We start from the raw sequence: 24,451 nt of genomic DNA, 5'->3' as shown, positions 1-24,451 counted from the left end.
CAGCCGTGACGCCACTCCTCACGGACCCTCCTCCCGGGGCAGTCGGCTGTCCCGGGAGGAGAGGCCGCGCCGGCGTTCGGCCCGTCGGTACGGTCCAGCGGTCCGGGGCGCCGTCCTGAACCATGGGCGGCGCCCCGGACTCGGGCTTCTGCCGACACCTCCCGGCGGGCAGACGGACAGAAGAGATCCGCTTCCGACCAATCCGCCGCCGCCCCGGCAACGGATTCCAGCCGTACGAAGCTCGCCTCCCGGAGGACCCCGTCGTGAAAGAAGCCGTGCACATCGGCAAGAACCCCTCGGCCGAACCGGATCTGCAGGACCTGATGGGCAGTGTCGCCCTCGGTGACCAGCAGGCCTTCGCCGGGCTCTACGACGTCGTGGCGGGCCCCGTCATCGGCGTCGTGCGCGGCGTGCTGCGCGATCAGGCCCAGTCGGAGGAGGTGGCCCAGGAAGTACTGGTCGAGGTGTGGCGGTCCGCCGCCCGCTACCGGAGCGAACGCGGTTCGGTGATCAATTGGGTGCTCACACTCGCCCACCAGCGTGCCGTCGACCGGGTCCGCTCGGTCGAGGCCTCCGCCGCACGTGAGCACAGGGCGGCCCTGCTCGACCACGCCCCCGAGTACGACGAGGTGACGGAACAGGTGGAAGCCCGGCTGGAACGCGAACAGGTTCGACGCTGTCTGCGCACACTCACGGAACTGCAGCGTCAGTCGGTGACGCTCGCGTACTACCGCGGCATGACGTACCGCGAGGTGGCCGAGTCGCTGGCCCTGCCGCTCGGCACGGTCAAGACCCGGCTGCGCGACGGTCTCATCCGCCTGCGTGACTGCCTGGGGGTGACCGCGTGAGCACGGCCGACCTGCACACGATGACGGGCGCGTACGCGCTGCACGCGCTCTCCGACGAGGAGCGGGGCGCCTTCGAACGGCACGCCGCGGACTGCGAGGCCTGCGCGCAGGAGGCGCTCGAACTGCGCGAGACCGCGGCCCGGCTCGGTCTGGCGGTCTCCGCCTCCCCGCCGGCCGCGCTCAAGAGCCGGGTCATGCGGCGGATCACGACGGTCCGCCAGGACGGCCCGCGCGTCGCACCCCTGGCCCGGTCCACCGGCGACGGCACCCGGGCGCGCCGGCTGTCCCGGTGGGCGCTCGCGGCCTGTCTGGCCGGGGTGGCCGCGTTCGGCGGCACGACCGTGTGGCAGTACGACCGGGCGCAGGACGCGAACGAGCAGGCACGGCAGTCGGAGCGGCGTACGGACGCGATCGCGTCGGTGCTGGCCGCCTCCGACGCGAGGACGAGCAGCGCCGAACTGGCGGACGGGGCCCGCGGCACGGTCGTGGTCTCCAAGAGCCGTGACGAGGCGGTCTTCATCGCCTCGGGCATGGCGGCCCCGCCGAGCGGCAAGGTCTACCAGCTGTGGTTCAACGACGGGGGCACCATGCGGTCCGCCGGGCTGATGGACTCCCACCGCACGGCCGAGGCGGTCCTGCTGGAGGGGGCCGTGGACAAGGCCTCCGGTATGGGAATCACCGTCGAACCGGCCGGCGGCTCGGCCGAGCCGACCTCTGATCCCGTCGCCCTGATGACGTTCCCTGCCTGACCCGGACCGACTGTGCCGTTCTCTCCCCGGCGGGGGAGGGAACGGCACAGTCAGTTGTGGGTGGGCCGGCCGCTGGACGTCAGCCGCGCCGCTTCGGCGGGCGCGGGAAGAACCCGCTGGTCCTCGCCCGGTACTCGGCGAATCCCGGCCGCTCGGCCATGTGCCGCTCCAGCATCGGCTTCCCGCTGCCGTTGATGAGCAGGAAGCTCATCACGAGGGGGGACAGCACGGACACCACGACGGCCGCCCCGGAGTCGCAGGCCAGCAGGAACAGTCCCCACCAGACACAGAAGTCGCCGAAGTAGTTGGGGTGCCGGGTCCAGCTCCACAGGCCGCGGTCCATGATCCGGCCCCGGTTCACGGGGTCCGCCTTGAAGCGGGCGAGCTGGAAGTCCCCGACCGTCTCGAAGAACATCCCGACCGCCCACAGGACGACCCCGGCCCACACGAGTCCGCTGAGGGGGCCGGACACGTACTGCGCGGCCTGGACCGGCAGCGACACCAGCCAGACCAGGGCGCCCTGCAACAGGTAGACCATGCGCAGCGCGTAGAGGTTCCGGCTGCCGGGGGCCTTGGCGAGCATCGCGTCGTAGCGCGGATCCTCGCCGTGGCCACGGCCGCGCCAGGCGATGTGCCCGGCAAGGCGCAGCCCCCACACCGCGGTCAGTGCGGTGACCAGCAGGCGTCGCCCCTCGTCGCCCTCTCCGGCGGACGCGAGGAACGACACGAGGGCGACGGCGGTGAAGCCGAGCCCCCAGGCCACGTCCACCACGCGGTGCAGGCCCTTGCGGACGGCGACGGCGAAGGTGACGAGCATGACGGTCAGCGCGGCGCCGGCCGCGTAGGCGAGGTTCTGGGCGAAGGCCGCCCAGGGGAAGCCGTTCACCGTGCGTCCAGGGCGGTGTACCAGGAGCGCTGCGAGGGCGGCATTCCGCTGTCGCCGCCCGGCGCGGGGCGGGTGCTGAGGATCTGGTCGACGCCCATGCGCCCCTCCTCGAAGGCGAGGGCGCCGCCGACCAGGTAGAGCCGCCACACCCGGGCGGTCTCGCGGCCGACGAGGTGGACGAATTCCTCCCAGTGGTCCTCAAGTGTGCGGTGCCAGCCCTCGATCGTGCGGACGTAGTGCTCGCGCATCGACTCCACGGACCGCACTTCGAGACCGGCGGCTTCCAGCAGGCCGACCGTCTGTCCCATGGGCCGCATGTGCATGTCGGGCGCGATGTACGCCTCGATGAACTCGCCGCCGCCCGGGGCGTTGCCGCCGCGTGACATCTGCTGGACGAGGACACGGCCGCGCGGTCGGACCATGCGGTGCAGGGCGGCGGCGAACGCCGGGTACTCGGCGTCTCCCACGTGCTCGCCCATCTCGACCGTGGCGACCGCGTCGTAGGCGCCGCCCGTGATGTCGCGGTAGTCCTGGCACACGACGTCGACCTGGTGCTCCAGACCGCGCTCGCGGACCTGCTCCCGGATGTACGCGGCCTGTTCGCGGGCCAGGGTGACGGCGGTGACCTGCGCCTTGTGCTGTTCGGCGGCGTACAGCGTGAGGGAGCCCCAGCCGCAGCCGATGTCGAGCAGCCGGGCGCCCGGGACGAGATCCAGCTTGCGGCAGATCAGCTCCAGTTTGGCCCGCTGGGCGTCGGCGTCGGTGAAGCCGGCCTCGTCGCCGGCCCAGTAGCCGCACGAGTACGCCATGGTCTCGTCGAGCAGCAGCCGGTAGAAGTCGTTCGACAGGTCGTAGTGGTGGCTGATGGCGGCCCGGTCGCGGGCCTTGCTGTGCAGTCCGCCCCGCAGGCGTGCCTGGGAGGCGGGGGTGGCGGGGCGCGGGCCGACGGCACCCAGCCGCAGGGCGGTTCCGGCCGCCCTGACACGGTCGGCCGGGCCGAATCGGGGAGGGTGCGCGCCCCGTTCGCGTACGGCTCCCCACATGGCCCGCAGCCCCTGTGCGAGGTCGCCCTCGATGTCGAGTTCGCCGGTGACGTAGGCCTGGGCCAGGCCCAGTTCGCCGGGCTGCCACAGCAGTCTGCGCAGGGCGCGCCGGGAGCGTACGACGACCACGGGGGCGCCGGCGGGGCCGGTCTCGCTGCCGTCCCAGGCGCGCAGCCGGACCGGGAGACGGCCGCCGAGCGCGTCCTCGGCCAGCGCGGCGAGCCGGTGGGCGGCCCCGGTCCGTTCGGGGCGGGCGGTACTCATCGAGACGTGCTCTCCTTCGTGAACAGGTAGTGCTGGACGTCGAGGTAGCCGGAGCGGAATCCGGCTTCCGAGTAGGACAGGTAGAAGGTCCACATCCGGCGGAAGGTCTCGTCGAAGCCGAGGGCGTCGACCTCGTCCGCGCGGTCGGTGAAGCGTTCGCGCCACAGCCGGAGGGTCTCCGCGTAGTGCGCTCCGTGGGCGTCGCGGCGGGTGACCGCCAGCCGCGTGTGGTCGCGGACGGTCTCCTCCACCGCTTCCACGGAGGGCAGTTGGCCGCCGGGGAAGATGTACTTCTGGATCCAGGTGAAGGTGTGGCGGGCGGCCAGCATCCGCTCGTGCGGCATGGTGATGGCCTGCAGGGCGGCGCGCCCTCCGGGGGCGAGGCGGGCGTCGATCGTACGGAAGTAGACGGGCCAGAACTCGACGCCGACCGCCTCGACCATCTCGACGCTCACCACGGCGTCGTACGTTCCCGTGGCCTCGCGGTAGTCGCACAGTTCGATCGACACCCGGTCGGCGTGGCCTGCCTCGCGGACGCGCTCGCGGGCCAGGTCGCGCTGTTCGTGGGAGAGGGTGAGGGAGGTGACGTGGGCTCCGCGGGCGGCGGCGCGCAGGGCGAGTTCGCCCCAGCCGGTGCCGATCTCCAGGAGCCGGGTGCCCTCGCCCACCTCGGCCAGGTCGAGCAGCCGGTCGATCTTGCGGTGCTGTGCGGTGGCGAGGAGCGGCCAGGTGGCGGGGAAGCCCCGGAAGAGGGCCGCCGAGTAGCTGAGGGTGTCGTCGAGGAAGAGGGCGAACAGGTCGTTGGACAGGTCGTAGTGGCGGCTGATGTTGTCGCGGGCGCCGCCGGGTGTGTTGCGCTGGGCGCCCGGCTGCTTCGGTGCCCACAGTCCGCGCAGTCGCTGCAGCGGTGCCGGGATCAGCTCCGGCAGGCTGCCGGCCAGCACGGTGAGCGCGGCGACCAGGTCGGGGGCGTCCCACTCCCCCGCCATGTAGGACTCGCCGAAGCCGATCAGTCCCTGGGTGCCGATGCGGCGGTGGAACGCCTCCGGGTCGTGGATCTCGACGAGGGGTCCGCCCGCGCCGAACTGGGTCCCGTCGGGGAACCGGACGCGCAGCGGCAGCCGTTCGAGCGCTCTGCGCACCAGGGCCCGGGTGACAGCGGTCCGGGCGCGCGAGGCGCCCGGCCGGTCGGCCACGTCCGGCCAGAGCTCGGGGTTCACGTCCATCCGCCGTCCGGCGATGGAGCCGGGCTCCGCTGTCCTCATTCGGCACTCTCCTGTGATCGGTGTCGCGGGCGGGGCTGGACGGGCAGTCCCCGCAGGAAAAGGCGTATGCCGTGGACGCGGATGGCGGCCGAGACGGCCGCGGTGGACCACGGGTGGCGCAGGGCCTCGCGCACCAGCGCGCCCCGGGTGGCGGGGCGGCGGGTGCCGTGGACGGTCGCGGTGAAGGGCCGGCCGCCCTCGCGCTCCAGCCGCACGCTCAGGTCGAGGCGGCCGTCCGGCGCGGGCAGGCGCATGCGGTAGGCGCCGTCGACGGGGAAGAACGGCGAGACGTAGAACTCCTTGTCGGTGCGCGCCACGCCGGCCTCGTCCGGGGTCAGCAGATAGCTGTGCCGCTCCCCGTAGGTGTTGTGGACCTCGGCGACGACACAGCGCAGTTCGCCCTCGGGGTCGTGGCACCAGTAGAGGCTGAGCGGGTTGAAGACATGGCCCAGGACGCGGGCGTGGGCGAGCATCACCACGGGGCCGCCGGCGAGATGGACACCTTGCGAGGCGAGGAAGCGGTCCAGGCCCGCGCGGATCGTCGGCGCGCCGCCACCGAAGTGGTCGCGGGCGTCGAACCTGGCCAACGGGCGGACGTACCAGGGCAGTTCGGGCGGCCGGTCGGGGTCGATGAGCCACAGGTAGGTGCGGTGGCGCAGGGAGTACCGGGTCGGGGACGTACGGACATGGGTGACCGTGCACGGGTAGAGGGCGGGCGTGACCGTGCCCGGGCGGGGCGCGGACGGGCCGGTACCGGGTCGGGAGGCGGGTGCGGGGCTCACCATGTCACCCCCAGTGCCTCCGCCGCCGTCACGCCGGAACGGCAGCCGTCCTCGTGGAAGCCCCAGCCGTGGTAGGCGCCCGCGTAGGCGGTGACGGCGGTGTTCAGCGTGGGGAGCAGCCGCTGGGCGGCCACCGACTCGGGGGTGTAGACGGGGTGTTCGTACACCATGCGGGCCAGGACCTGGTCCGGGTCGACGCGGTCGAGACCGCCCAGGGTGACGACGTAGGTCTCGGGTGCGTCGAGGCGCTGGAGGCGGCTCATGTCGTAGCTGACCCGGACCCGGTCGGCGCCCGCGGCACACGACGGCATCAGGTAGTTCCAGGAGGCGCGTGCCCCACGGGCGCGCGGCAGGGGTGAGGTGTCGGTGTGCAGGAGGGTGGTGTTGCGGGAGTAGCGGAACGCGCCGAGCACGTCCTTCTCCTGCCGGGTGGGGTCGGCCAGCAGCCGCAGGGCCTGGTCGGGGTGGACGGCCAGCACCACCGAGTCGTACATGCCGGTGGTGCCGTCCTCGGCGGTGATCTCGACGCGGTCGTGGTACCGGCGGACCGCGCGGACCGGGGTCGAGGTGTGCACCGCGTCGATGTGTTCGGCGACCCGGTCGACGTATGCGCGCGAGCCGCCGGTCACGGTGCGCCAGGCCGGCGAGTCGCCGATCGACAGCATTCCGTGGTTGGCCAGGAACCGGAACAGGTACGCGGCCGGATAGCGCTGGGCCGTCTCGGCGTCACAGGACCACACCGCCGACACCATGGGGGTCATGAAGTGGGCGACGAAGTAGGCGGAGAAGCGGCGGCGGGCCAGGAACTCACCCAGAGTGAGGGTGTCGTCCTCTCCGCCGGTGCCCGCGTCCGCCCGGGCCAGCAGCCGGCGCGCGGCGCGGTGGAAGCGCGGCACCTCGGCGAGCATGCGCAGGTACGGGCCCCGCAGGGCGTTCCGGGGCTGGGCGAGGAGTCCCGCGGGGCCGCGCGCGCCCGCGTATTCGAGGCCGCAGCCGTCGCAGCGTACGGACATGCTCATCTCCGACTCCTGCGTGGCGACGCCGAGTTCCGTGAAGAGCCGGAGCAGGTGCGGATAGGTGCGGCGGTTGTGCACGATGAAGCCGGAGTCGACGCGGCGTGACCGGCCGTCCGACGAGGTCAGCTCATGGGTGTGCGCGTGTCCGCCGAGCCGCTCGTCCGCCTCGTACAGGGACACCGGGTGCGTACGTCCGAGGATGTACGCGGCGGTGAGTCCGGCGACCCCCGAGCCGACGACCGCCGTGCGCCTGGTCCGCCCGGCTATGCCCTCCCCGTCCCCCGCCGTGGCGTCCTGTGACGCTGCTGCCATCGTGCTTCCTCCCAGCCGTCTCCACTCGGAGTCGTCGTGGGTATTCCGAAGCTGCGACGTGCGTGGATTGGCCGGGTGGCCTGCGGATGGAGGACGGCCGGCCGGTCCGCGTGCGCGGCGCCGTGGACCGGCCGACGCGCGGCCCTCACCCAGCCCTCCGAGCTCAGTGCTCGGGCACCAGCCACGGCTCCTGCGGCAGCGGCTTTCCGGTTTCCAGCAGCGACTTCAGATTGGCCAGCACCGCCGGCCAGCCGAGGGAGACCTGCTGGACCGCGGTCTCGTCGGCCAGGTCCTCGTGGGTGACGGTGAGCCGGACGATGTCACCGTGCGGCCGGATGTCGTACGTGACCCTGGAGTGCTTGTCCTCCTGCCCCTCCTCCTCGGGCGAGGCCCAGGTGGCCACCAGGCGGGTGGGCCGCTCGCTCTCCACGACGGTGCCGACGACGTCGGCGACGCCGGTTCCGTCCGTACGCCGGTGCTCCCATCGGGAGCCGGGGAGCCAGTCCTCGGAGACGTTGCTGTGGCCCCAGTAGGTGGCGGTGAGATCGGCGTCGGTGAGCGCGTCCCAGACCTTCTCCGGCGTACTGGCGATGTAGGTGACGTACACGAATGTCGGCTTGTCGGTCATGGCTTCCTCGGCTCGTCGCTTGAGTGCGCTCAGCGCGCGAAGGCGCGGACGCTCGAATTTGTCGATCCACCGCTCCTGGATCTCGTGGAGCGGTACGGGATTGAGGTAGTGCAGCTTTTCCCGGCCCCGCCGCACCGTGCTGACCAGGTTGGCCGCCTCCAGTACGGACAGGTGCTGGGTCACCGACTGGCGGGTCATGTCGATGTGCTCGCAGAGCTCTCCCAGCGTCTGTCCGCCGTGCTCGTGCAGCCTGTCGAGCAGGCGTCTGCGCGTCCCGTCGGCCAGCGCCTTGAAGACCTGGTCCATCTGCGGACCCCGGTCCGGGCCCGGCCGACTCTCCGCCTCTGTTCCCTCATTCGATCGCACACTCAAAGTTATGCAGTCATTCGCCTGCATGTCAATCGGAGGAGGCCGGTCGCGATCGACGGCTGCCGACTGTCGGCGACGGGTCGGCGGTCGCGCTCGACTTCGCCGACGCACACGGGGGAATCCCGTTCCTCGACCGTCCCTCGACCGTCTGCGCCCGCGCTCGTTCCCGCCGGGGCCGGTGCACGCGAGCGCCTCGCGCGCCCGGGCCGACGCGTGGCGGGAGCGGATTCCGGACAACGATCCGCACCGCGCCCCGGCCGTCGCCGAACCACTCGCGCCCCTAGCGTCGGCGATGCGCCGTGAGACGTTCCCGGAGTGCGTCGAAACGTCGCAATGGGCCCTCCACCAGGGCGATTCCGGGCCCGTGAGCCGCGAGTCCGTACGCCGCGCGAACGCTCCCGGCCCGCGCCTCGACGGCCTGGGGCGCACCAGAAGGGGGTGAGCGCGGGGCACGCGCCCTTGGCCGCCCACCCGCGCGCGGGGCAGGATCACCTCATGGACAGTCCGCTGACACTCGACGCCCCCTCGTCCCTCCGGCTAGAAGGAGAGGGAGTTCACCTGCGCGAATGGTCCGAGGACGATCTGGACGCGCTCATCGCGCTGTACGACGACCCCGAGATGGCCCGCTGGACGCCGGTGGCCTCACCGTTCGACCCGGCCGCGGCACGGGTCTACCTCGCCGAGGCGCAGGGGGCCCGGGCCCAGGGACGCAAGGTGCAGCTCGCGATCACCACGGACGGCGGCCTGGCTCGGGGCGAGGTGCTGCTGTTCCCCAGCAAGGCCGACGAACGGGACGCCGAGATCGCGTACGGAGTCGGCTCGGCCCACCGCGGCCGGGGTCTCGCCTCCCGCGCCGTCCGGCTGCTCTCCTCCTACGCCCTGCGTCACACGGGCGCCCGGCGGGTGGTGCTGTGCATCGAGGAGGCCAACGCGGCCAGCGCGGCCGTCGCCCTGCGCGCCGGATTCGTCCTCACCGACGACGAGCCTCTTCTACGGATGTCACGAGGGCGGGAGATCACCCTGCGGACATGGAGTCTCACCAACGCCCCCTGAGCGTCCGCGACGGGACGGAGAAGGGAGAAAGGAGAACGGAGAACGGAGAACGGCTCGGACTGCCCTCGGCTCCAAGGGGCAAGCTGGGTATAAGGAGTACGACTGCGCAGGGAGTACGACGAAGAGGGGCTGAGATGGAGATAGCGGGCATCGTCAGTGCCATCGTGATCGGCATTGTCATCGGCGTGCTGGGCCGGCTCGTGGTTCCGGGCCGCCAGCGGATCGGCATCCTGTGGACGATCGCGGTCGGCATCGTGGCCGCACTCATCGGCTCGGCGCTCGCCCACGCGTTCGACGTGGGCGACACCAACGGGGTGGACTGGATCGAGTGGCTGATTCAGATCGGACTCGCGGCGCTCGGAGTCGCGGCGCTCGACCGGTCGAAGGCGGGCCGCCGCTGACGGGAACGGACCGCGTGCGGCACGCCGCACGCGGTTCGGAGCGGATCGCGGGGGCGCGCAAGTGGTTCGGAGTGGCGCCGCGTGCGATGTGGTGACAGGACGTCTGCGTCACGTCCGGCCGGTCTCCGGGTCCGCCGACACGCCCTCCCCTTCGTATCGGCGGACCCACGGCCTCGACCGTGCGTCGCCCTGTGCGGGAGATACGTGGCGGCGCGGGAGGCCGATCCCGGGACGGTGGGTCCCGTCTCCCGCAGCGTGCCACGCGGCCCTTCCCGCCGCCCGGGGCCGCCCGGCCCGCACCGAGGGCTGTTCGGCCCCCTTCCCCCGCGCGGTCAGGGCGCCGCGTGAACGTACGGGACGGTCGTGGTGAGCGGGGCGAAACCCAGCCGCTGGAGAACGGGGCGGCTCTGGTCGGAGGCGTCGACCTGGAGGTAGGGGTAGCCGCGGTCGGCGGCGATCCGGGCTCGGTGGGCGATCAGGGCGCGGTAGATGCCGCGGCCCCGCCACGCCTCGACGGTGCCGCCGCCCCACAGCCCGGCGAACCGCGTGCCGGGGACGAGTTCCATCCGGGCCGAGCTGACCGGAACGCCGTCGGCGAGGGCCACGACCGCGACGACGGTCTCCGGGGCCTCGTCGAGCAGGGCGAGCATCTGGTGGCGCAGCCCGGTGCCGGGCGTGCCGAAGGCCTTCTCGTGGACGTCGGCCATGAGCCCGACCCCGGCGGCGTCGGTGACAGGCCGCAGCTCGACTCCCGGCGGCGCCTCGGCGTCGAGATCAAGTTCACCGGCCTCGATGATCATCAGGGTTTCCGCCGGTTCGGGGGTGAAGCCGGCGGCCAGCAGGCGCTGCCCCAGATCGTGCGGCCGGTCGTGCCCGTACAGCTTCCACTCGAACTCGCGGCCGAGCTGCGCGAAGTGGCGGATCTGTCCGGCGATCGCCGCGTCCGCGTCGGCCTCGGTGAGGTCCGACCAGAGCACTCCGTTCCAGCCCTGCTCCGTACCCACGTGCCGGACCACCCCGCCGACGCGCTCCACGACGGAGTCGATGCCGAAAGGCCGCGCGTTCTCCCGCATGTCCCGGTCGAAGAGTGCCAGTACCGCTGTGTGATCCATCCCGCCACTCCAGCATCCGCGGAACAACCGGGCAACGGAGTTTCGGGTGCCGCGCCTTTGCGTCCGCGCGGTCCTCGTTCGTACGAACGAACGCGGGGCACGACTGAGCCGTACGTGAGGGGGCAGGCGGCAGAGATCGGCTCACCGCCACCGAGGCCAGGAGATGTGGTGTCGCACGATCTGTCGGTCCCCGCGCCCATAGCGCCACGGGCGAGCCCCACCGCGTCCACGCCCGCCCCCGGGGCGGCGTCCGCCCGCCGGGACCCGTACTTCGACAACGCGAAGTACCTCACCATCGTGCTGGTGGCCTGTGGCCACGCCTGGGAGCCCCTGACCCACGGGAGCCGGTTCGCGACCGCCGCGTATCTGACCGTCTACGCCTTCCACATGCCCGCGTTCGCCCTCGTCTCCGGCTATTTCTCGCGGAGTTTCGACATGGCGCCGGGCCGGGTGCGGCGGCTCCTGACCAGCGTCGTCGTGCCGTATCTGGTCTTCGAGACCGCGTACACGCTGTTCTACCGGTGGGCGCAGGACGATCCCGGCTATCCGCTGAGTCTGCTGGACCCCTGGTACGTGATGTGGTTCCTGCTCGCGCTCTTCATCTGGCGGATCACCACGCCGCTGTGGCTGACACTGCGTCACCCGGTGCCGGTCGCCCTGGCGTTGGCGGTGTTGGCCGCCGTCTCACCGGATCTGGGCGGGGACATCTCCATCCAGCGGGTGCTGGGATTCCTGCCGTTCTTCGTGCTCGGGCTGACGCTGCGAGCCGAGCACTTCGAGCGGCTGCGGACCTGGCGCGTACGGCTGCTCGCGCTGCCGGTGGCCGCGGCGGCGCTGCTCACGGCGTATCTGGTGGCGCCCTGGTTCAGCGCGGGCTGGCTCTACCACCGGGGCAGTGTCACGGGTCAGGGCGCGCCGAACTGGGTGGGGCTCTTCAGCACTCCGGCGCTGTTCTGCCTCGCCCTGGTCCTGACGGCCTGTTTCCTGTCCTGGGTTCCCGGGCGGCACCTGTGGTGCACGGCGCTGGGCGCGGGCACGATGTACGGCTATCTGCTGCACGGTTTCGTGATCAAGGCGTCCCGCTTCTGGGACTGGTACGACCACCCCTGGCTGCACACCGCGCTCGGCGAACTGGCCGTCACCGTGGCCGCCGTGGGCCTCATCACCGCGCTGTGCTCCGCGCCGGTCCGCACGGTGTTCCGGTTCGCCGTCGAGCCCCGCATGGAGTGGATGTTCCGCTCCCGCGAGGAGGCCGGGACGGGGCAGACCTCCAAGGGCGCCCGACCCGGCCGACCTGGGTGAAGAAGCGCGGCCCGGGAGACCCCACAAGGCCGTCGGGGGTCAGCGCGGCGCGCACCGGTCCGGACCCGGGCGCCGGTCCGGACCAGGGCGCCGGTCCGGACCAGGGCGCCGGTCCGGGCCACGGCTCCGGCCGGTGCGCGACCGCGGGCGCAAGGTCAGCGTCCGTCCCGGCGGCCCGATCGCTGAGCCGCGGCGGGCCGGGAGCGGCGGTACAGCGCGGCCCCGCCCAGCATCAGCGCGGCGCTCGCGGCGACCGTCGGGCCCATCAGGTCCGTGCCGGTCGAGGCCAGGGCGGCCCTGGGGACCGCCTGCGGCAGGATCTGCGGTCCCTCGGCCTCCACCGGGTCGGCCGGATCAGCGGGGTCGGCCGGGGCCACGGGCGGCTTCGACGGCTGGGGCGGCTTCGATCCGGACGGCTTCTCCGGCAGCTGCGGCCCCGGTGCCGAGGTGTTCGAGGATTCGTTGCCGACGGCGGGGTTGCCGATGCCGACCACGCTCACCGAGTTGCCGGTGACGTTCACGGGGAGCTGGACCGGGAGGTGCACGCCGTTGCCGGAGATCAGGCCCGGCGAGTCCTTCTCGGCGCCCTCGGCCACCGCGCCCGCGCCACCGTCGTGCGCGCTTGCTGCGCCATCGCCCTCGTTGGCGCAGCTGTTGCCCGCCGCCGGGTTGAGGAGCCCGACCACGTTCACGGTGTTCCCGCACGCGTTCACCGGTACGTCCACCGGGAGCTGAATGGTGTTGCCGGAGATCACCCCGGGCGAGTGGGCCGTGCCGCCGTCGGCCGCGGAGTCCGCGTACGCCGGCATGGTCACGGCCACGGCGCCGGAGGCGGCGGCCACGATGATCAAACCACTTCGGGCAACCCGCTTCATAGGTTCCCTGCCTTCCAGGACATGATCGCGAGCAGGCGCCCGCATCGTTTTAAACGCGGGCAAACCGCGCAGGTTATGGCTCATCCGGCAAACGCCCTCTTCGAGCGGACGATCGACTGCGGATGAGCGGGCAGTGACCGAGCACGCGGTGGCCCAGCAGGCGGATGTCGAGCCGGCGGCAGCCCAGCAGGCGGCTGTCGAGCCGGCGGCGGCTGAGGCGGTGCCGGTGACGGCGGCGCAGGACAAGGCCCCTGCCGACGCCCCGCTCGCCCGGAGGCGTGCCCCCAGGTGCCCCCTTATCGTGATCGAGGGGGTCGAGGGGAAAATCCCGGCCGCGGGCCGGGGCGTCCCGGGAGGCCTGATGCTGTCAACGCGCCGACGCCGTGCCCTCACCTGCGCCATGTCGCTGGCCCTGCTGGGAGCAGGGCTGCCGGCGGTGGCCGCGGCTGCCGCCGACCGACCCGACCTGTCCCGCTTCCACGACCAGACGATCAAGTGGTCGGCCTGTCCGGGTGACGGGCTGCCCGACGGCCTGCAGTGCGGGAAGGTGACCGTCCCCGTCGACTACGCGAACCCGGCCGACGGAACGCTCGACCTTGCCATGGCCAGATTCCGCGCGACCGGCAAGTCCAGGGGCTCGGTGCTGCTGAACTTCGGCGGCCCCGGCGGCCCGGGGGTCGGCGAACTCGCCGACGGCGGCGAGGACTTCATGGGTCTCACGAACGGCTACGACGTGGTGACCTTCGATCCGCGCGGCGTCGGCCGCAGCTCACCGGTCAGCTGCGGCGAGGGCTCGGACGAGGGAACGCAGGCCCCCGATCCCGACGCGGAGACCAGGGCCGGGACGGAGGCCCAGGCACAGGGGGAGGCACGGGCGCGGGCCCAGACGCAGGTGGACGAGAGCGACGATCCGCGGGCCGCTCTCGAAGTGCTGCGCGAGCTCGCCGCGGAGTGCGCCGAGCACTCCGGGCCGGTGCTGCCGCACATCGGCACGGTCGACGCCTCGCGCGACCTCGACGTGATGCGCGCGGCCCTCGGCGACAAGAAGCTCAACTACCTCGGCTTCTCGTACGGGACGCGGCTGGGCGCGGTGTACGCGGCCCAGTTCCCCGACAGGACCGGCCGCATGGTCCTGGACGGCGTGGACACCCTCACGGAACCGCTGAGCGAGCAGGGCATCGTCGGCGCCCAGGGCCAGCAGACCGCCCTGGAGGACTTCCTCGACTGGTGCACGGAGGACGTCAACTGCGCCTTCGGCCAGGACTCGCGTTCGGCGCGGGAGGAGGTGCTGCGGCTGATCCGTTCGCTGGACGAGAACCCGGTGCCGTCGGACTTCGGCATTCCGTTCTCCGGCCAGGACCTCGTGGGCGCGATAGGGCAGGCCCTCTACAGCAAGGAGCTGTGGCCGGCCCTGTCACACGCGCTCACCTCGCTGGTCCAGGACGGCGACACGCGGGGCATCATGGGGTTCTTCGTGGGCGGCGGCTCACACCCCAGCGGCGGCCTCCTCCGTCCGGACTCCCCCCGCGAGGACGGCGGTCTCGTCGACGAGGGGGAGATCCCGCTCGACAACCTTCCGGCCGCGCTCATGGCCGTCAACTGCGCCGACGACCCCGACCGGCCCACCGCCGACCAGCTCGTCGACGGCTTCGGCAGGCTGCGTGCCGCGTACGAGCAGGCGTCACCGGTCTTCGGCCGGTACCGGCTCGCCCAGGCCCTGATGTGCTACGGACGCCCCAAGGGCACCTCGTACATCCGCGACGAGGTGCGGGACGTCGACACCCCGAAGATGCTCCTCGTCGGCACCCGCGGCGACCCCGCCACGCCGTACCGCTGGACCACGGAGACCGCGGAACGGCTCGGCCCGTCGGCTGTCGTCCTCGACAACAAGGGCGAGGGCCACACCGGTTACTCGTCCTCGAAGTGCGTGCACCGGAAGATCGACGACTTCCTGCTGTACGGGCGGCTGCCCGCCGACGGCAGCTCGTGCGGCTCGGAGGAGTGAGGCACGGACCGCCACGCGATGTACGCGCCGGCCACCGCGGTCTCCCGGCCGGGTTCCTCCGAATGCCACGGCCTCGATTCGGTTCTAAGGTGCCTTTATGGAACATGTGCTGAGTTCCGACACTCTGACCGAGCTGCGCAGGCCGCGGCCCTACCCGGCGGTGTCGGTGCTGACGCCGACCCATCGCAGGGAGCCCGACAAGGCGCAGGATCCCGTCCGGCTGCGCAATGTGCTGGCCGAGGCGAAGAAGCGGCTGGAAGCCGACCCCGCGGTCACCCGCGAGCGGCGGACGGACGTCGTCGAGCAGCTCGAGCAGGCACTGGCCGAGGTCGATCTGAGCCACTCCGAGGACGGCCTCGCGATCTTCGCGGCTCCGGGTGAGCATCAGGTGTGGTCGCTGACCAGGACCGTTCCGGAGCGCGTCGTCCTGTCGGACACGTTCCTCACCCGCAACCTCGTCGCCGCCCGGGCCGCCGAGAGCCCGTACTGGGTACTGACGGTCTCCGCCGACCGGGTCGCGCTGTGGAGCGGTGCCGGAGAACGTGTCGTGCCGGCCGACCTGGCGGGGTTCCCGCTGACGCGGAGCCTGGAACCGCAGGACGTCGAACGTGAGGAACGGGTCGGCGATGTGCCGAGCACCTTCACCGACGAGGAGACGCGCCGCTTCCTGCGGGACGCCGACACCGCCCTCGCCGCTGTCCTGCGCTCCACCCCGCGACCCCTGTACGTCGCCGGTGAGAAGGCCGCGCTCGCGCTCCTCGGCGAGGTCGGCACCGCCGCCGAGGACGCCTTCCACGTCCCGCACGGCGGTCTCGGGCACGCCGGGGCCGAGGCCGTGTGGCAGGCGGTCCGGCCGGTGGTCGCGGCCGAGGACGTCCGGACCATCGACGCCGTGACGACCGAGCTGGAAAGTGCCAGGGGGCGCCGGGCGTACGCGGCGGGCGTCGACGAGCTGTGGCAGAACGCGACCGCCGGCCGCGTGCGCCTGCTGGCCGTCGAGGAGAACCACCGCGTGACGGTACGCGACGGCGGCGGCCATCTCGTCCCGGCCGACGGCGACGATCTCGACGCCCGGCACGACATCGTGGACGAGATCGTCGAGCAGTGCCTGGACACCGGGGCGCAGGTGCGCTTCGTGCCGGACGGGACACTGGCCGACGCGCAGGGCATGGCGGCGGTGCTCCGCTACTGAGCGGACCCGGTCGGGCGCCCGTGGACCGGGTTCAGTCGCGCTCCGCGTTGAGCCGGTCCACCGCGCCCTTCGCGTCTCCGACGGTCAGGTAGTCGACGGCGACGAAGTTGACCGGTGCGCCCCTCTGCCTCTCGCACGCGTGCGCCCGGTCCAGCACGGCACGGCGGGTGTTGATCACGCCCGCGTCGAGACGGCTGCCGCCGTCGGCGGTGAGGAAGTGGTTCAGCAGGACTGACCGACGAGGGCATCGCGAGAGTGGACGACCATCCGGTCAAGGACGGTGGAGTCTCGGAGGCCGGGCCGCGTGCCTATGTGTTGCCCGTCGGGGCCGCCCCGGGTGCGGTTCGGGGGGCTGGACGCCGTGCTGCGGCCGGCAGGGGTGGATCGCGGGTGAGTCGCACCCCTTCGGCTCACCCGAGTTGAGTACGCCTCGAACGTCGATCCGCGTACGGGATCCGCCCCGGTCAGGTACCCCAGCCAGGACGGTGGCACGTGCCAATGGCACCACCGTGTCGTGTGTTGCCGAATCCCTTACAGCGCGTCGCGGGCTGTGCAACAGTCGTAACGGTCCTTCCTCTGCCTTGGTCGTACCGTGCCTGTATCGGAGTACGTCATGCCGTCCCATCTCTCGGCGGACCACCCTGCCGCCCAGCCGCCCCCGCGCGGCTCGGTCGACGCGCTCATCTCGCAGACGCGCCGGCTCCGGGGCGACATGGACGCCGTACGACGCGACGCGCCGGCCGACGGCACGGACCCGGAGGGGCGCTGGCAGCGCGCCCTGTGCGACCTGGCCGTACATCAACTCGACGATCTCGACGCGCACTTGGCGCAGTTGCGGGACGGCCCCTCGACCGTCCCCGCCGAGCCGGAGGCGCCGCCCTCCGCCGTACGGGCCGTGCCCCCCGCGTCCCCCGGGCGTGGCTCGCTGATCAGCCGGGTCGGCAGTGCCGAGTGGAACCTGCTGACGGACGAGGCGACCTGGTCGGGTGAACTGTTCCAGATCCTCGGCAGGGACCCCGCCGCTCCCCCGCTCACCCTCGACGAACTGCCCTCCGTCGTCCTCGACGAGGACCGGCCGAGGCTGACCTCGATGGTCACGGACTGTCTGATCGACGGCAGACCGATCGACGGGGAGTTCCGCATGGTCCGGCCCGACGGCGGCGTACGGACCGTGCACATGATGGGCGAACCGGTGCTCGACGCGGACGGCAGCACCGCCTCGATGTGGGCCGTCCTGCGGGACGTCAGCGAACTGCGCCGCAGTCAGCGGACCGTCAGCGAGACCCGTGACTCGCTGCAGCGTCAACGGCAGGCCGCACAGACCGAACGCCGCCTGGCCGTCGAGTTGCAGGAAGCCGTCCTGCCGCCGTGGCGCGGCGCCCCGCCGCTTCCGCGACGGGGCCCGGGAACTCTGGACCTGGCCGCCCGCTATCTGCCCTCCTCGACCAGCTCGCTGATCGGCGGCAACTGGTACGACGCCCTCGACATGCCCGACGGACAGACGCTGCTGAGCGTCGGCGACCTCACCGGCCACGGCGTCGCCGTCACCTCGGGCATGGCGATGCTGCTCGGGGCGCTGCGCGGCATGGCCGTGGCGGGTACCGAACCCGGTCGGCTCATGGGGTGGCTCAACCAGTTGCTCGACGCCTCGGTCCAGCCCGCCCTGGGCAGCGCGGTGTGCTGCCGTTACCGGCCCGGCAGCCGGACCCTCGTCTGGGCGCAGGCCGGACACCCCGCCCCGCTGCTGTTCCGCAACGGGACGGGGCGCATGCTGGCGCCGCCGGACGGCGTCCTCCTCGGCGCCACCTCGGGCGCCGTCTACGGACAGGCCGAAGTCCCCCTCGCACCGGGCGACCTGCTGCTCCTGCACACCGACGGACTGGTCCCCCCGCGGTGGGGTCGCCCCCGCCCGGACGCGACCGGGACGGTGGAGAGCACCGCGGACGTCAGCCGTCTCCTCGACCTGGCCCCCCGCTTCCAGGAGGCCCGCAGCGCCCAGGACTGCGTCCGGACAGTGGTGGAGGAGTTCGGGGCGACGGAACGCGAGGACGACGCCTGCGTACTCATCGCCCGGGTGTCCGCCTGAGTATGAGTGTGAGTGTGCCGAGTGTTCCGCGCAGACCCCCTACGCCTGTGCGCCGTTGGCGCGCCTCGGCTTCAACGAGCCCTTGGGCAGCGACAGTTTGATCTCCTCACGCAGGTCGTGGATCTTCGGATAGCTGGAGTACTGCCCCGTCAGCCGGTACATCTCCCGGAGCCGGTCCCAGGTGCGATGCGAGGAGTTCGATCCCATCGACGTCAGGGCCAGGCGTGCGTACCGGTCGGCCTGTTCGGGGTCGTCGGCGATGAAGCAGGCGGAGGCGAGCGAGAGATGGTCGAAGATCTTCGAGCGGTCCCGGCCCTTCTCCCGCAGCGCCAGGGCCTCCTTGGCGTGGCGCTGCGCGACCACGGCCGCGGCCGGGTCGTGCTCCGCCAGCGTCCGGTAGGCCAGGGCCTGCATCCCGTGCATGTCCGCCTCGTCGAAGAGCTGCATCCAGCTCGGCGGCGGCACGTCGCCCTTGTCCGAGACGAAGAGGTCCTCCGCCTCGCCGAGGGTGCGCCGCATGGCCTGGGCCTTGCCCAGCGACGCCTGCGCCCAGGCCTCGATGGTGTAGAGCATCGCCTGCGTGCGCGGCAGGACCTCGTCACCCGATCCCGACTTGGCGAGATTCATGAGGTCGAGCGCGTCGTCGGGCCGTCCCAGGTGGACCATCTGACGGGCCGCCCGGGAGAGCGCCTCGCCGGCGCGGGGCCGGTCACCGCCTTCCCGGGCCGCGTGCGCGGCGATGATGAAGTACTTCTGCGCCGTGGGCTCCAGGCCGACGTCGTGCGACATCCAGCCCGCGAGGACGGCGAGGTTGGCGGCGACGCCCCACAGGCGCCGCTGCAGATGGTCGGGGTGGCGGTAGGAGAGCATTCCTCCCACTTCGTTGAGCTGTCCTACGACGGCCTTTCTCTGCAGGCCGCCGCCCCGGGAGGCGTCCCAGGCCCGGAACACCTCGACCGAGCGCTCCAGTTCCTCGATCTCCTGCGACCCGATGGGTGCGGCCTCGTAGCGGTCGAGCCCAGCGGGGTCGGCGTGCAGGAGATGGTCGGTGTCAGGGGCGTCGGCCGCCAGGGCCGGATCGGTGTGCAGCCACTCGTGCATGGAACTGCTGATCGTGGATCCTGCGGCGAGCGCGGCGCCCGCGCCCACCAAGCCGCGTCGGTTGAGCATGAGGTCCATTCCCGTGAATTCGGTGAGGACCGCGGCAGTCCGCTCGGGCGCCCACGGCACACCGTCGGGATGTCCCGCACTCCCGTCGCCCTGCCGTTTCCCCGTACGCCCGTGCCGGACCAGACCGAGATCCTCGATGGTCACGACACGGCCGAGACGCTCGGTGAACAGTGCTGCCAGCACCCGCGGCACCGGATCGCGCGGGATCTCTCCCGTGTCGATCCACCGCCGCACCCGTGAGGTGTCCGTCGCCAGCTGGGGGTGGCCCATGGCCGCCGCCTGCCGGTTGACCAGCCTCGCGAGTTCGCCCTTGGACCAGCCGGCCAGGCCGAACAGGTCCGACAGTCGGGTGTTGGGTTGTCCGCTCACGTCAAGCCCCCAGGTTCTCGGCTGAGTTGACAGTAACCGCCTGTCAGTTGCTGAGCGACTATTCGCCAGGGTTCGCCAGGGCACGCCAGATGGTGTGCCAGTGGGCGCCGGGTGTCAGGTAGGAACGCGCCACCCCGACCCGGTCACCGAGGGGCACTCCCCAGGGTGTACCGCCGCGACCGGGGCGGGTAGCGCGGCAACTCGCCGGCACACGAAGGGATCTGTTTCGCCCATGTACACAGCATCGTCCTCCGTGTCCGCCCCACCCCGGTCGCTGCACGCCCGTCCGGCAGGCGGCGGCCCCTACCTCGACCCCGCGCGTCCCGCGGCGGCTCCTCCCGTGCTCGGGGCCGGCCGGCCGCGGCGCCTGCCGGGGCTCGGGACACCACCGCTCAGCGGGAGACTCGACTTGTCCGGCCCCCAGGGCGCCCAGCTCCGCACGGCGATCGCGTCGGTGCACCGGATCTGTCCGGAGTTCGCGCCGGTGCAGGTGCTGCGCCGCAGTGGACGCTCCGTGCTCCTTGTCGGTACGACCGGGCGCAGCACCGCGGTGGCCAAGTGTTTACTGGACCACTCCCCCGTGTGGACGGAGCGGATCCGGCATGAGATAGCGGCATACCGCTCGTTCGTGCGGCACCGGCCGCCGGTGCGGGTACCCCGGCTGATCGCGGCGGACCCGGACAACTGCACCCTGGTGATCGAGCGGATGCCAGGACGGGTGGCGGCGTTGAGCCGGCATCCGGTGGAGGCACCGCCCCGCGCGGACATCAGGGCGGCGCTCGCCGCGATCTGCCGGCTGAACGCGTGGCGGCCACCGGCGGGGACGTTCGACGCTCCGCTGGACTACGCGGCACGGATCTCCCGGTTTCACGAGCTGGGACTGCTCACCGACCGGGACATGGGCGACCTGCAGAAGCTGGTGCACGGCATCGCGCACTCGGCGGGCCGCCAGGGCATGGGCCAGTTCTGCCACGGCGATTCCCTCCTGTCGAACATGCTCCTCTCACCGGCCGGTCCAGTGCTGGTGGACTGGGAGCACGCGGGTTGGTATCTGCCGGGGTACGACCTGGCGACGTTGTGGGCGGTCCTCGGGGAGGCGCCCGGCGCCCGGCGGCAGATCAGCCAGCTGGCCCAGTCGGCGGGACCCTCCGCGCGTGACGCGTTCCTGGTGAACCTGATGCTCGTCCTGACCAGGGAGATCCGTACGTACGAGACGGCCGTGCAGCGGTCGATGCACGAGGCGGCCCCGGCGGCCCCGGGACCGGCCCACCCGGGTGCCGCGCCGTCCGGCGAGGAACAGCGGCTGCTGCTGAGGCGGCTGCACGACGACTGCCAGATGGCCCGCAAGGCCGTTCGCGCGGCGGTCGGTACTCGCTGACGGGGACGAAGGCCCGCGGTACGCCCAGGGACAGGGAGCACCGCGGGCCTTCTTCGTGTCCGCGGCCTTCTCTCATCAGAGGTCCACTCCACTGACGCCTCGCAGGCCGGGTCGCCACCGCACCGATTTCGGTGAACCCGCGCCGCTGACGTGGGAAATCGTCCGCCTCTGGGAATGATTGACGGATCGTCGGAGAGCCGGTACCACTGACGCACACCCGCCCCCGTACGCACCGTCACGCCCGATCGTCCCAGGAGGCCTGCTTTGCGAGGATCCCCCACCGACCCCAGCACTTCCGTCCGGCACAGACGTACCCGCCGGACCGCGGGTGCCGTCGCCTCGGCCGCGCTGCTGCTGCCCCTGCTCGGCGCCGCTCCGTACGACGGCGTCGCCGACGGCGAGAGCGGCCCGACGTCCGCGTCCTCGGCGCCCTCCGCGTCCTCCGCGCAGCTGCAGAATGCTTTCGCCAGTGCCGCCGACGCGTACGACGTCCCGCGGAGCGTGCTGCTCGCCGTCTCCTATCTGCAGTCCCGGTGGGACACGCACGAGGGTGCTCCGAGCGTGACGGGCGGTTACGGCCCGATGCATCTGACCGACGCCCGTACGGCGATCGCCCGGACGGTGGCGCCGCACCACAGCGACGGTACGGAGGACGCGCGCGGTGACGATTCACGCGGCCCCCGGCTGCCCGACGCCCAGGATGCGGACCCCGAGGTCCCGGAGAACGCCGAGCTTCCGGCCCGCCTCAAGACCCTGGTCAAGGCCTCGGAGCTGAGCGGCATCCCTGCGGAGCGGCTGCGGACGGATGCCGCCGCGAACGTGGCGGGCGGTGCCGCGCTGCTGGCCGCGGCCCAGAAGCAGCTCGGCGAGCCGCTCAGTGACGACGCGGCCGACTGGTACGGCGCGGTGGCGCGCTACTCGGGCGCCGACGACACGGCGACGGCGGCCACGTACGCCGACGACGTCTTCGACGTGATCCGGCGCGGCGAGGAGCGCACGACGGACGCGGGGCAGCGGATCGCGCTCGCCGCGCAGCCGCGGGTGCGCCCGGCGACGGCCCAGTTGAAGAGGGCTGGGCTGCGGGCGCCGGCCGCGGGCAGCACCGAGTGTCCCCCGACCGTGTCCTGCGAGTGGATTCCGGCGCCGTACGAGGAGTTCGGCGACGGCGACTACGGCAACCACGATCTGGGCGACCGGCCGAAGTCCCAGAGCATCAAGTACATCGTCGTCCACGACACCGAGGGCGCGTGGGACGGCGTCCTCAACCTCGTACAGGACCCGACCTATGTGTCGTGGCAGTACACCCTGCGTTCCAGCGACGGGCACATCGCCCAGCATGTGAAGGCCAAGGACGTGGCCTGGCACGCGGGCAACTGGTACATCAACTCCAAGTCGATCGGCCTGGAGCACGAGGGTTTCCTGACCGCGCCCGACACCTGGTACACGGAGGCGATGTACCGGTCCTCGGCGCGTCTGGTGTCGTACCTGGCCAAGAAGTACGGCATCCCGCTGGACCGGCAGCACATCCTGGGCCACGACACCGTGCCCGGTACGACGACCGCGACCATCCCGGGGATGCACACGGACCCTGGCCCGTACTGGGACTGGCAGCACTATTTCGCGTTGCTCGGCAAGCCGCTGCGCGCCACGGCGGGGCCGAAGGGCGGGCTGGTGACCATCGCGCCGAAGTTCGCCACGAACAAGCCGGTGTTCACCGGCTGCGTCACGGCGGGCGAGCCCTGCGCCGTCCACGGATCGAGCGCCGTACGCCTCTACACCGAGCCGCGCGAGGACGCCCCGCTCGTCAAGGACATCGGTCTGCGGCCCGGCGGCGGCGACTCCACGACCGGTGTGAACGATCTCGGTTCACGGGTCTCCACCGGGCAGCGGTACGCGGTCGCCGGGCGCGACGGCGACTGGACCGCGATCTGGTACCTCGGCCAGAAGGCCTGGTTCAAGAACCCGGCGAAGCAGCCGACGGCGGTGAACGCGGCCGGTGCCGTCCTCACCCCGAAGGCCGGACTGACCGAGATCCCCGTGTACGGCCGCGCGTACCCGGAGAAGGAGGCGTACCCGGAGGGTGTGCCCGTCCAGTCGGTGTCGCCGCTGCCGTACAAGCTGCTCGCGGGTCAGAAGTACGCGGTCGGTGACAAGGTGCCCGGCGAGTACTTCTACGCGCCGACCTTCGACACGACGCCGCACCGGGTGGTGCGGGGTTCGGACATGTACTACGAGATCCAGTTCGGACACCGGGTGGCGTTCGTACGGGCCGCCGATGTGCGGGTGACGCCGTCGGCCTGAGCAGGAGGCAGGAAGCAGCAGGCAAGAGGCGGGAAGCAGGAAGGCAGGCTGCGCCGGGTTCAGGACTCGATCCGGCGCAGCCGCTCTGCGTCGCAGGTGCGCGGGCAGGTGCCGCAGGCCTCGGCGGGGCGGATCGTGTAGTAGAGGCAGCAGCCCATACGGGTGCGGGTCGGGTGCTGCCGGCCGTCGCCGCCGGTGAGGTGGCGGAAGTCCGCTCCGCCGGGGAAGGGTGCGACGGCTGAGGGCAGCAGCGCGGTGGCGGCCCGTACGGACTCCTCCTCCCGGCCGAGCATGCGGCCCAGGTACCAGATGCCGGAGACGAGGTCGTCGGTGACCAGGCCCCACAGCGCGCGCGGGCCGCGCCGGACGTAGGGAGCGATCGCGGAGAGCAGCGGCTCCATGTGGTCGGCGACGGCGACCCTCAGCTCCGCCCGCAGCGCCTCCTCGTGCGGGACCCTCAGGACTCCGGGGAGTGAGCCGGCCGCGTCCTTGGGCAGACAGGCCAGGTCCGGTCCGGGGGTGATCTGGAACATGCCGGACGACAGGTCGATCCGTACGTCCTCGGGGCGGACACGCGGCACGCGGCCGGTGAGGTACCAGACGCCGCTCATCAGCAGGCCGACCGACCACGCGTAGTCGTGGAGGGCGCGGGACGCGGCGACGTCGCGGCGCGGGACGTGGTCGTGGCGTGCCCGGATGCGGGAATCCTCGGCCGCCAGGAACGCCTCAAGGGCCTCCTGGTCCTTCGTCAACTCCGCGCCGCTCAAGCCCTTTCGGGTGAAGTCCTCCGCCGGGTCCGCCACGCGCACCGTCAGGGCCGGGCACACCCGTACCAGTTGGCGATACGTGTCGAGGAGCAGGGCCGACACGGCCGTGGGCGCACCGGTCGAGACAGTCTCCAGGGCCACGGTCATCGGTACTCCTGTGCAGGGGGAAAGCAAGATATGCAGGTAAGCCTTACCTTAGTATAGAGATCGTTCACAGCAGTGCGTGACGACACGCCCCCCACTTGATGTGACTGCGACCGACCCACGAGCGGAAGTTG

The 24,451-nt window shown here is 72.1% G+C and carries 20 protein-coding genes and 1 pseudogene; 10 read left to right on the top strand and 11 right to left on the bottom strand.

Annotated features, from left to right (window positions below; translation table 11 throughout):
• Positions 1–263 precede the first annotated feature (263 nt).
• Positions 264–848, top strand: coding sequence for a sigma-70 family RNA polymerase sigma factor (locus K3769_RS02555; RefSeq protein ID WP_267024750.1), 585 nt, complete (start codon positions 264–266; stop codon positions 846–848).
• Positions 845–1,597 (top strand): anti-sigma factor, encoded by a 753-nt coding sequence (locus tag K3769_RS02550; protein WP_267024749.1) that lies wholly within the window; start codon positions 845–847, stop codon positions 1,595–1,597. The genes K3769_RS02555 and K3769_RS02550 overlap by 4 nt, the downstream gene beginning before the upstream one ends.
• A 79-nt stretch (positions 1,598–1,676) precedes the next feature.
• Here the strand turns inward: K3769_RS02550 and K3769_RS02545 are convergent, their stop codons facing one another.
• The 6 genes from K3769_RS02545 to K3769_RS02520 all read right to left on the bottom strand — a co-directional run bounded on the left by K3769_RS02545 (position 1,677) and on the right by K3769_RS02520 (position 8,099).
• Positions 1,677–2,483, bottom strand: coding sequence for a DUF1295 domain-containing protein (locus K3769_RS02545; protein ID WP_267024748.1), 807 nt, complete (start codon positions 2,481–2,483; stop codon positions 1,677–1,679).
• A complete protein-coding gene (locus tag K3769_RS02540) occupies positions 2,480–3,790 on the bottom strand; it encodes a class I SAM-dependent methyltransferase (RefSeq protein WP_267024747.1) in 1,311 nt (436 codons plus the stop codon). The genes K3769_RS02545 and K3769_RS02540 overlap by 4 nt, the downstream gene beginning before the upstream one ends.
• Entirely contained in the window at positions 3,787–5,055 is a 1,269-nt protein-coding gene (locus tag K3769_RS02535; RefSeq protein ID WP_267024746.1) for an SAM-dependent methyltransferase, read from the bottom strand. The genes K3769_RS02540 and K3769_RS02535 overlap by 4 nt, the downstream gene beginning before the upstream one ends.
• Positions 5,052–5,840 (bottom strand): DUF1365 domain-containing protein, encoded by a 789-nt coding sequence (locus K3769_RS02530; protein WP_267024745.1) that lies wholly within the window; start codon positions 5,838–5,840, stop codon positions 5,052–5,054. The genes K3769_RS02535 and K3769_RS02530 overlap by 4 nt, the downstream gene beginning before the upstream one ends.
• On the bottom strand, positions 5,834–7,120 hold the full coding sequence (locus K3769_RS02525; RefSeq protein WP_267024828.1) for an NAD(P)/FAD-dependent oxidoreductase: 1,287 nt from the start codon (positions 7,118–7,120) through the stop codon (positions 5,834–5,836). Before K3769_RS02525 ends, K3769_RS02530 begins: the two co-directional genes overlap by 7 nt.
• Before the next feature lie 208 nt (positions 7,121–7,328).
• Entirely contained in the window at positions 7,329–8,099 is a 771-nt protein-coding gene (locus K3769_RS02520; RefSeq protein ID WP_267024744.1) for an ArsR/SmtB family transcription factor, read from the bottom strand.
• A 558-nt stretch (positions 8,100–8,657) separates the two neighbouring features.
• Here K3769_RS02520 and K3769_RS02515 point away from each other — a divergent pair.
• Positions 8,658–9,215 carry a GNAT family N-acetyltransferase gene (locus K3769_RS02515; protein WP_267024743.1) on the top strand — a complete coding sequence of 186 codons (558 nt, stop codon included), beginning with the start codon at positions 8,658–8,660 and terminating at the stop codon, positions 9,213–9,215.
• 134 nt (positions 9,216–9,349) lie between these two features.
• Positions 9,350–9,616, top strand: coding sequence for a GlsB/YeaQ/YmgE family stress response membrane protein (locus K3769_RS02510; protein WP_267024742.1), 267 nt, complete (start codon positions 9,350–9,352; stop codon positions 9,614–9,616).
• A 332-nt stretch (positions 9,617–9,948) separates the two neighbouring features.
• Here K3769_RS02510 and K3769_RS02505 read toward each other — a convergent pair whose 3' ends face one another.
• Entirely contained in the window at positions 9,949–10,728 is a 780-nt protein-coding gene (locus K3769_RS02505) for a GNAT family N-acetyltransferase (RefSeq protein ID WP_267024741.1), read from the bottom strand.
• A 198-nt stretch (positions 10,729–10,926) separates the two neighbouring features.
• On the opposite strand from K3769_RS02505, the gene K3769_RS02500 reads away from it, so the two are divergent.
• Positions 10,927–12,030: an acyltransferase family protein gene (locus K3769_RS02500; protein WP_267024827.1), complete on the top strand. Its 1,104-nt coding sequence runs from the start codon at positions 10,927–10,929 to the stop codon at positions 12,028–12,030.
• Between the two features lie 155 nt (positions 12,031–12,185).
• On the opposite strand, the gene K3769_RS02495 is transcribed toward K3769_RS02500, so the two are convergent.
• The gene (locus tag K3769_RS02495) at positions 12,186–12,905 is read right to left on the bottom strand and encodes a chaplin (RefSeq protein WP_267024740.1); all 720 of its coding nucleotides are present in this window, start codon (positions 12,903–12,905) and stop codon (positions 12,186–12,188) included.
• Between the two features lie 361 nt (positions 12,906–13,266).
• On the opposite strand from K3769_RS02495, the gene K3769_RS02490 reads away from it, so the two are divergent.
• Complete coding sequence (locus K3769_RS02490) at positions 13,267–14,910, top strand: alpha/beta hydrolase (RefSeq protein WP_267024826.1); 1,644 nt, start codon at positions 13,267–13,269, stop codon at positions 14,908–14,910.
• Positions 14,911–15,007: 97 nt separating this feature from the next.
• Positions 15,008–16,102, top strand: a complete 1,095-nt coding sequence (locus K3769_RS02485; protein WP_267024739.1) for a baeRF3 domain-containing protein — start codon at positions 15,008–15,010, stop codon at positions 16,100–16,102.
• A gap of 31 nt (positions 16,103–16,133) precedes the next feature.
• Here the strand turns inward: K3769_RS02485 and K3769_RS02480 are convergent.
• Positions 16,134–16,343, bottom strand: a pseudogene (locus tag K3769_RS02480) (hypothetical protein); the annotation flags it as partial.
• A 372-nt stretch (positions 16,344–16,715) separates the two neighbouring features.
• On the opposite strand from K3769_RS02480, the gene K3769_RS02475 reads away from it, so the two are divergent.
• The gene (locus K3769_RS02475) at positions 16,716–18,188 is read left to right on the top strand and encodes a PP2C family protein-serine/threonine phosphatase (RefSeq protein WP_267024738.1); all 1,473 of its coding nucleotides are present in this window, start codon (positions 16,716–16,718) and stop codon (positions 18,186–18,188) included.
• A 39-nt stretch (positions 18,189–18,227) separates the two neighbouring features.
• Here K3769_RS02475 and K3769_RS02470 read toward each other — a convergent pair whose 3' ends face one another.
• Complete coding sequence (locus K3769_RS02470; RefSeq protein ID WP_267024737.1) at positions 18,228–19,727, bottom strand: DNA-binding protein NsdB; 1,500 nt, start codon at positions 19,725–19,727, stop codon at positions 18,228–18,230.
• Positions 19,728–19,959: 232 nt separating this feature from the next.
• Here K3769_RS02470 and K3769_RS02465 point away from each other — a divergent pair, with 232 nt between their 5' ends.
• Both K3769_RS02465 and K3769_RS02460 read left to right on the top strand, forming a co-directional pair.
• Entirely contained in the window at positions 19,960–21,105 is a 1,146-nt protein-coding gene (locus tag K3769_RS02465; RefSeq protein WP_267024736.1) for an aminoglycoside phosphotransferase family protein, read from the top strand.
• A gap of 264 nt (positions 21,106–21,369) precedes the next feature.
• Complete coding sequence (locus tag K3769_RS02460; RefSeq protein ID WP_267024735.1) at positions 21,370–23,406, top strand: N-acetylmuramoyl-L-alanine amidase; 2,037 nt, start codon at positions 21,370–21,372, stop codon at positions 23,404–23,406.
• Between the two features lie 59 nt (positions 23,407–23,465).
• Here K3769_RS02460 and K3769_RS02455 read toward each other — a convergent pair whose 3' ends face one another.
• Entirely contained in the window at positions 23,466–24,320 is an 855-nt protein-coding gene (locus K3769_RS02455) for a (2Fe-2S)-binding protein (protein WP_267024734.1), read from the bottom strand.
• Positions 24,321–24,451: the final 131 nt, after the last annotated feature.

The organism is Streptomyces ortus, assembly GCF_026341275.1.
Lineage (GTDB): Bacteria > Actinomycetota > Actinomycetes > Streptomycetales > Streptomycetaceae > Streptomyces > Streptomyces ortus.
The sequence above is the reverse complement of the archived record's forward strand: the minus strand, read 5'-3'. Positions and strand labels throughout refer to the sequence as shown.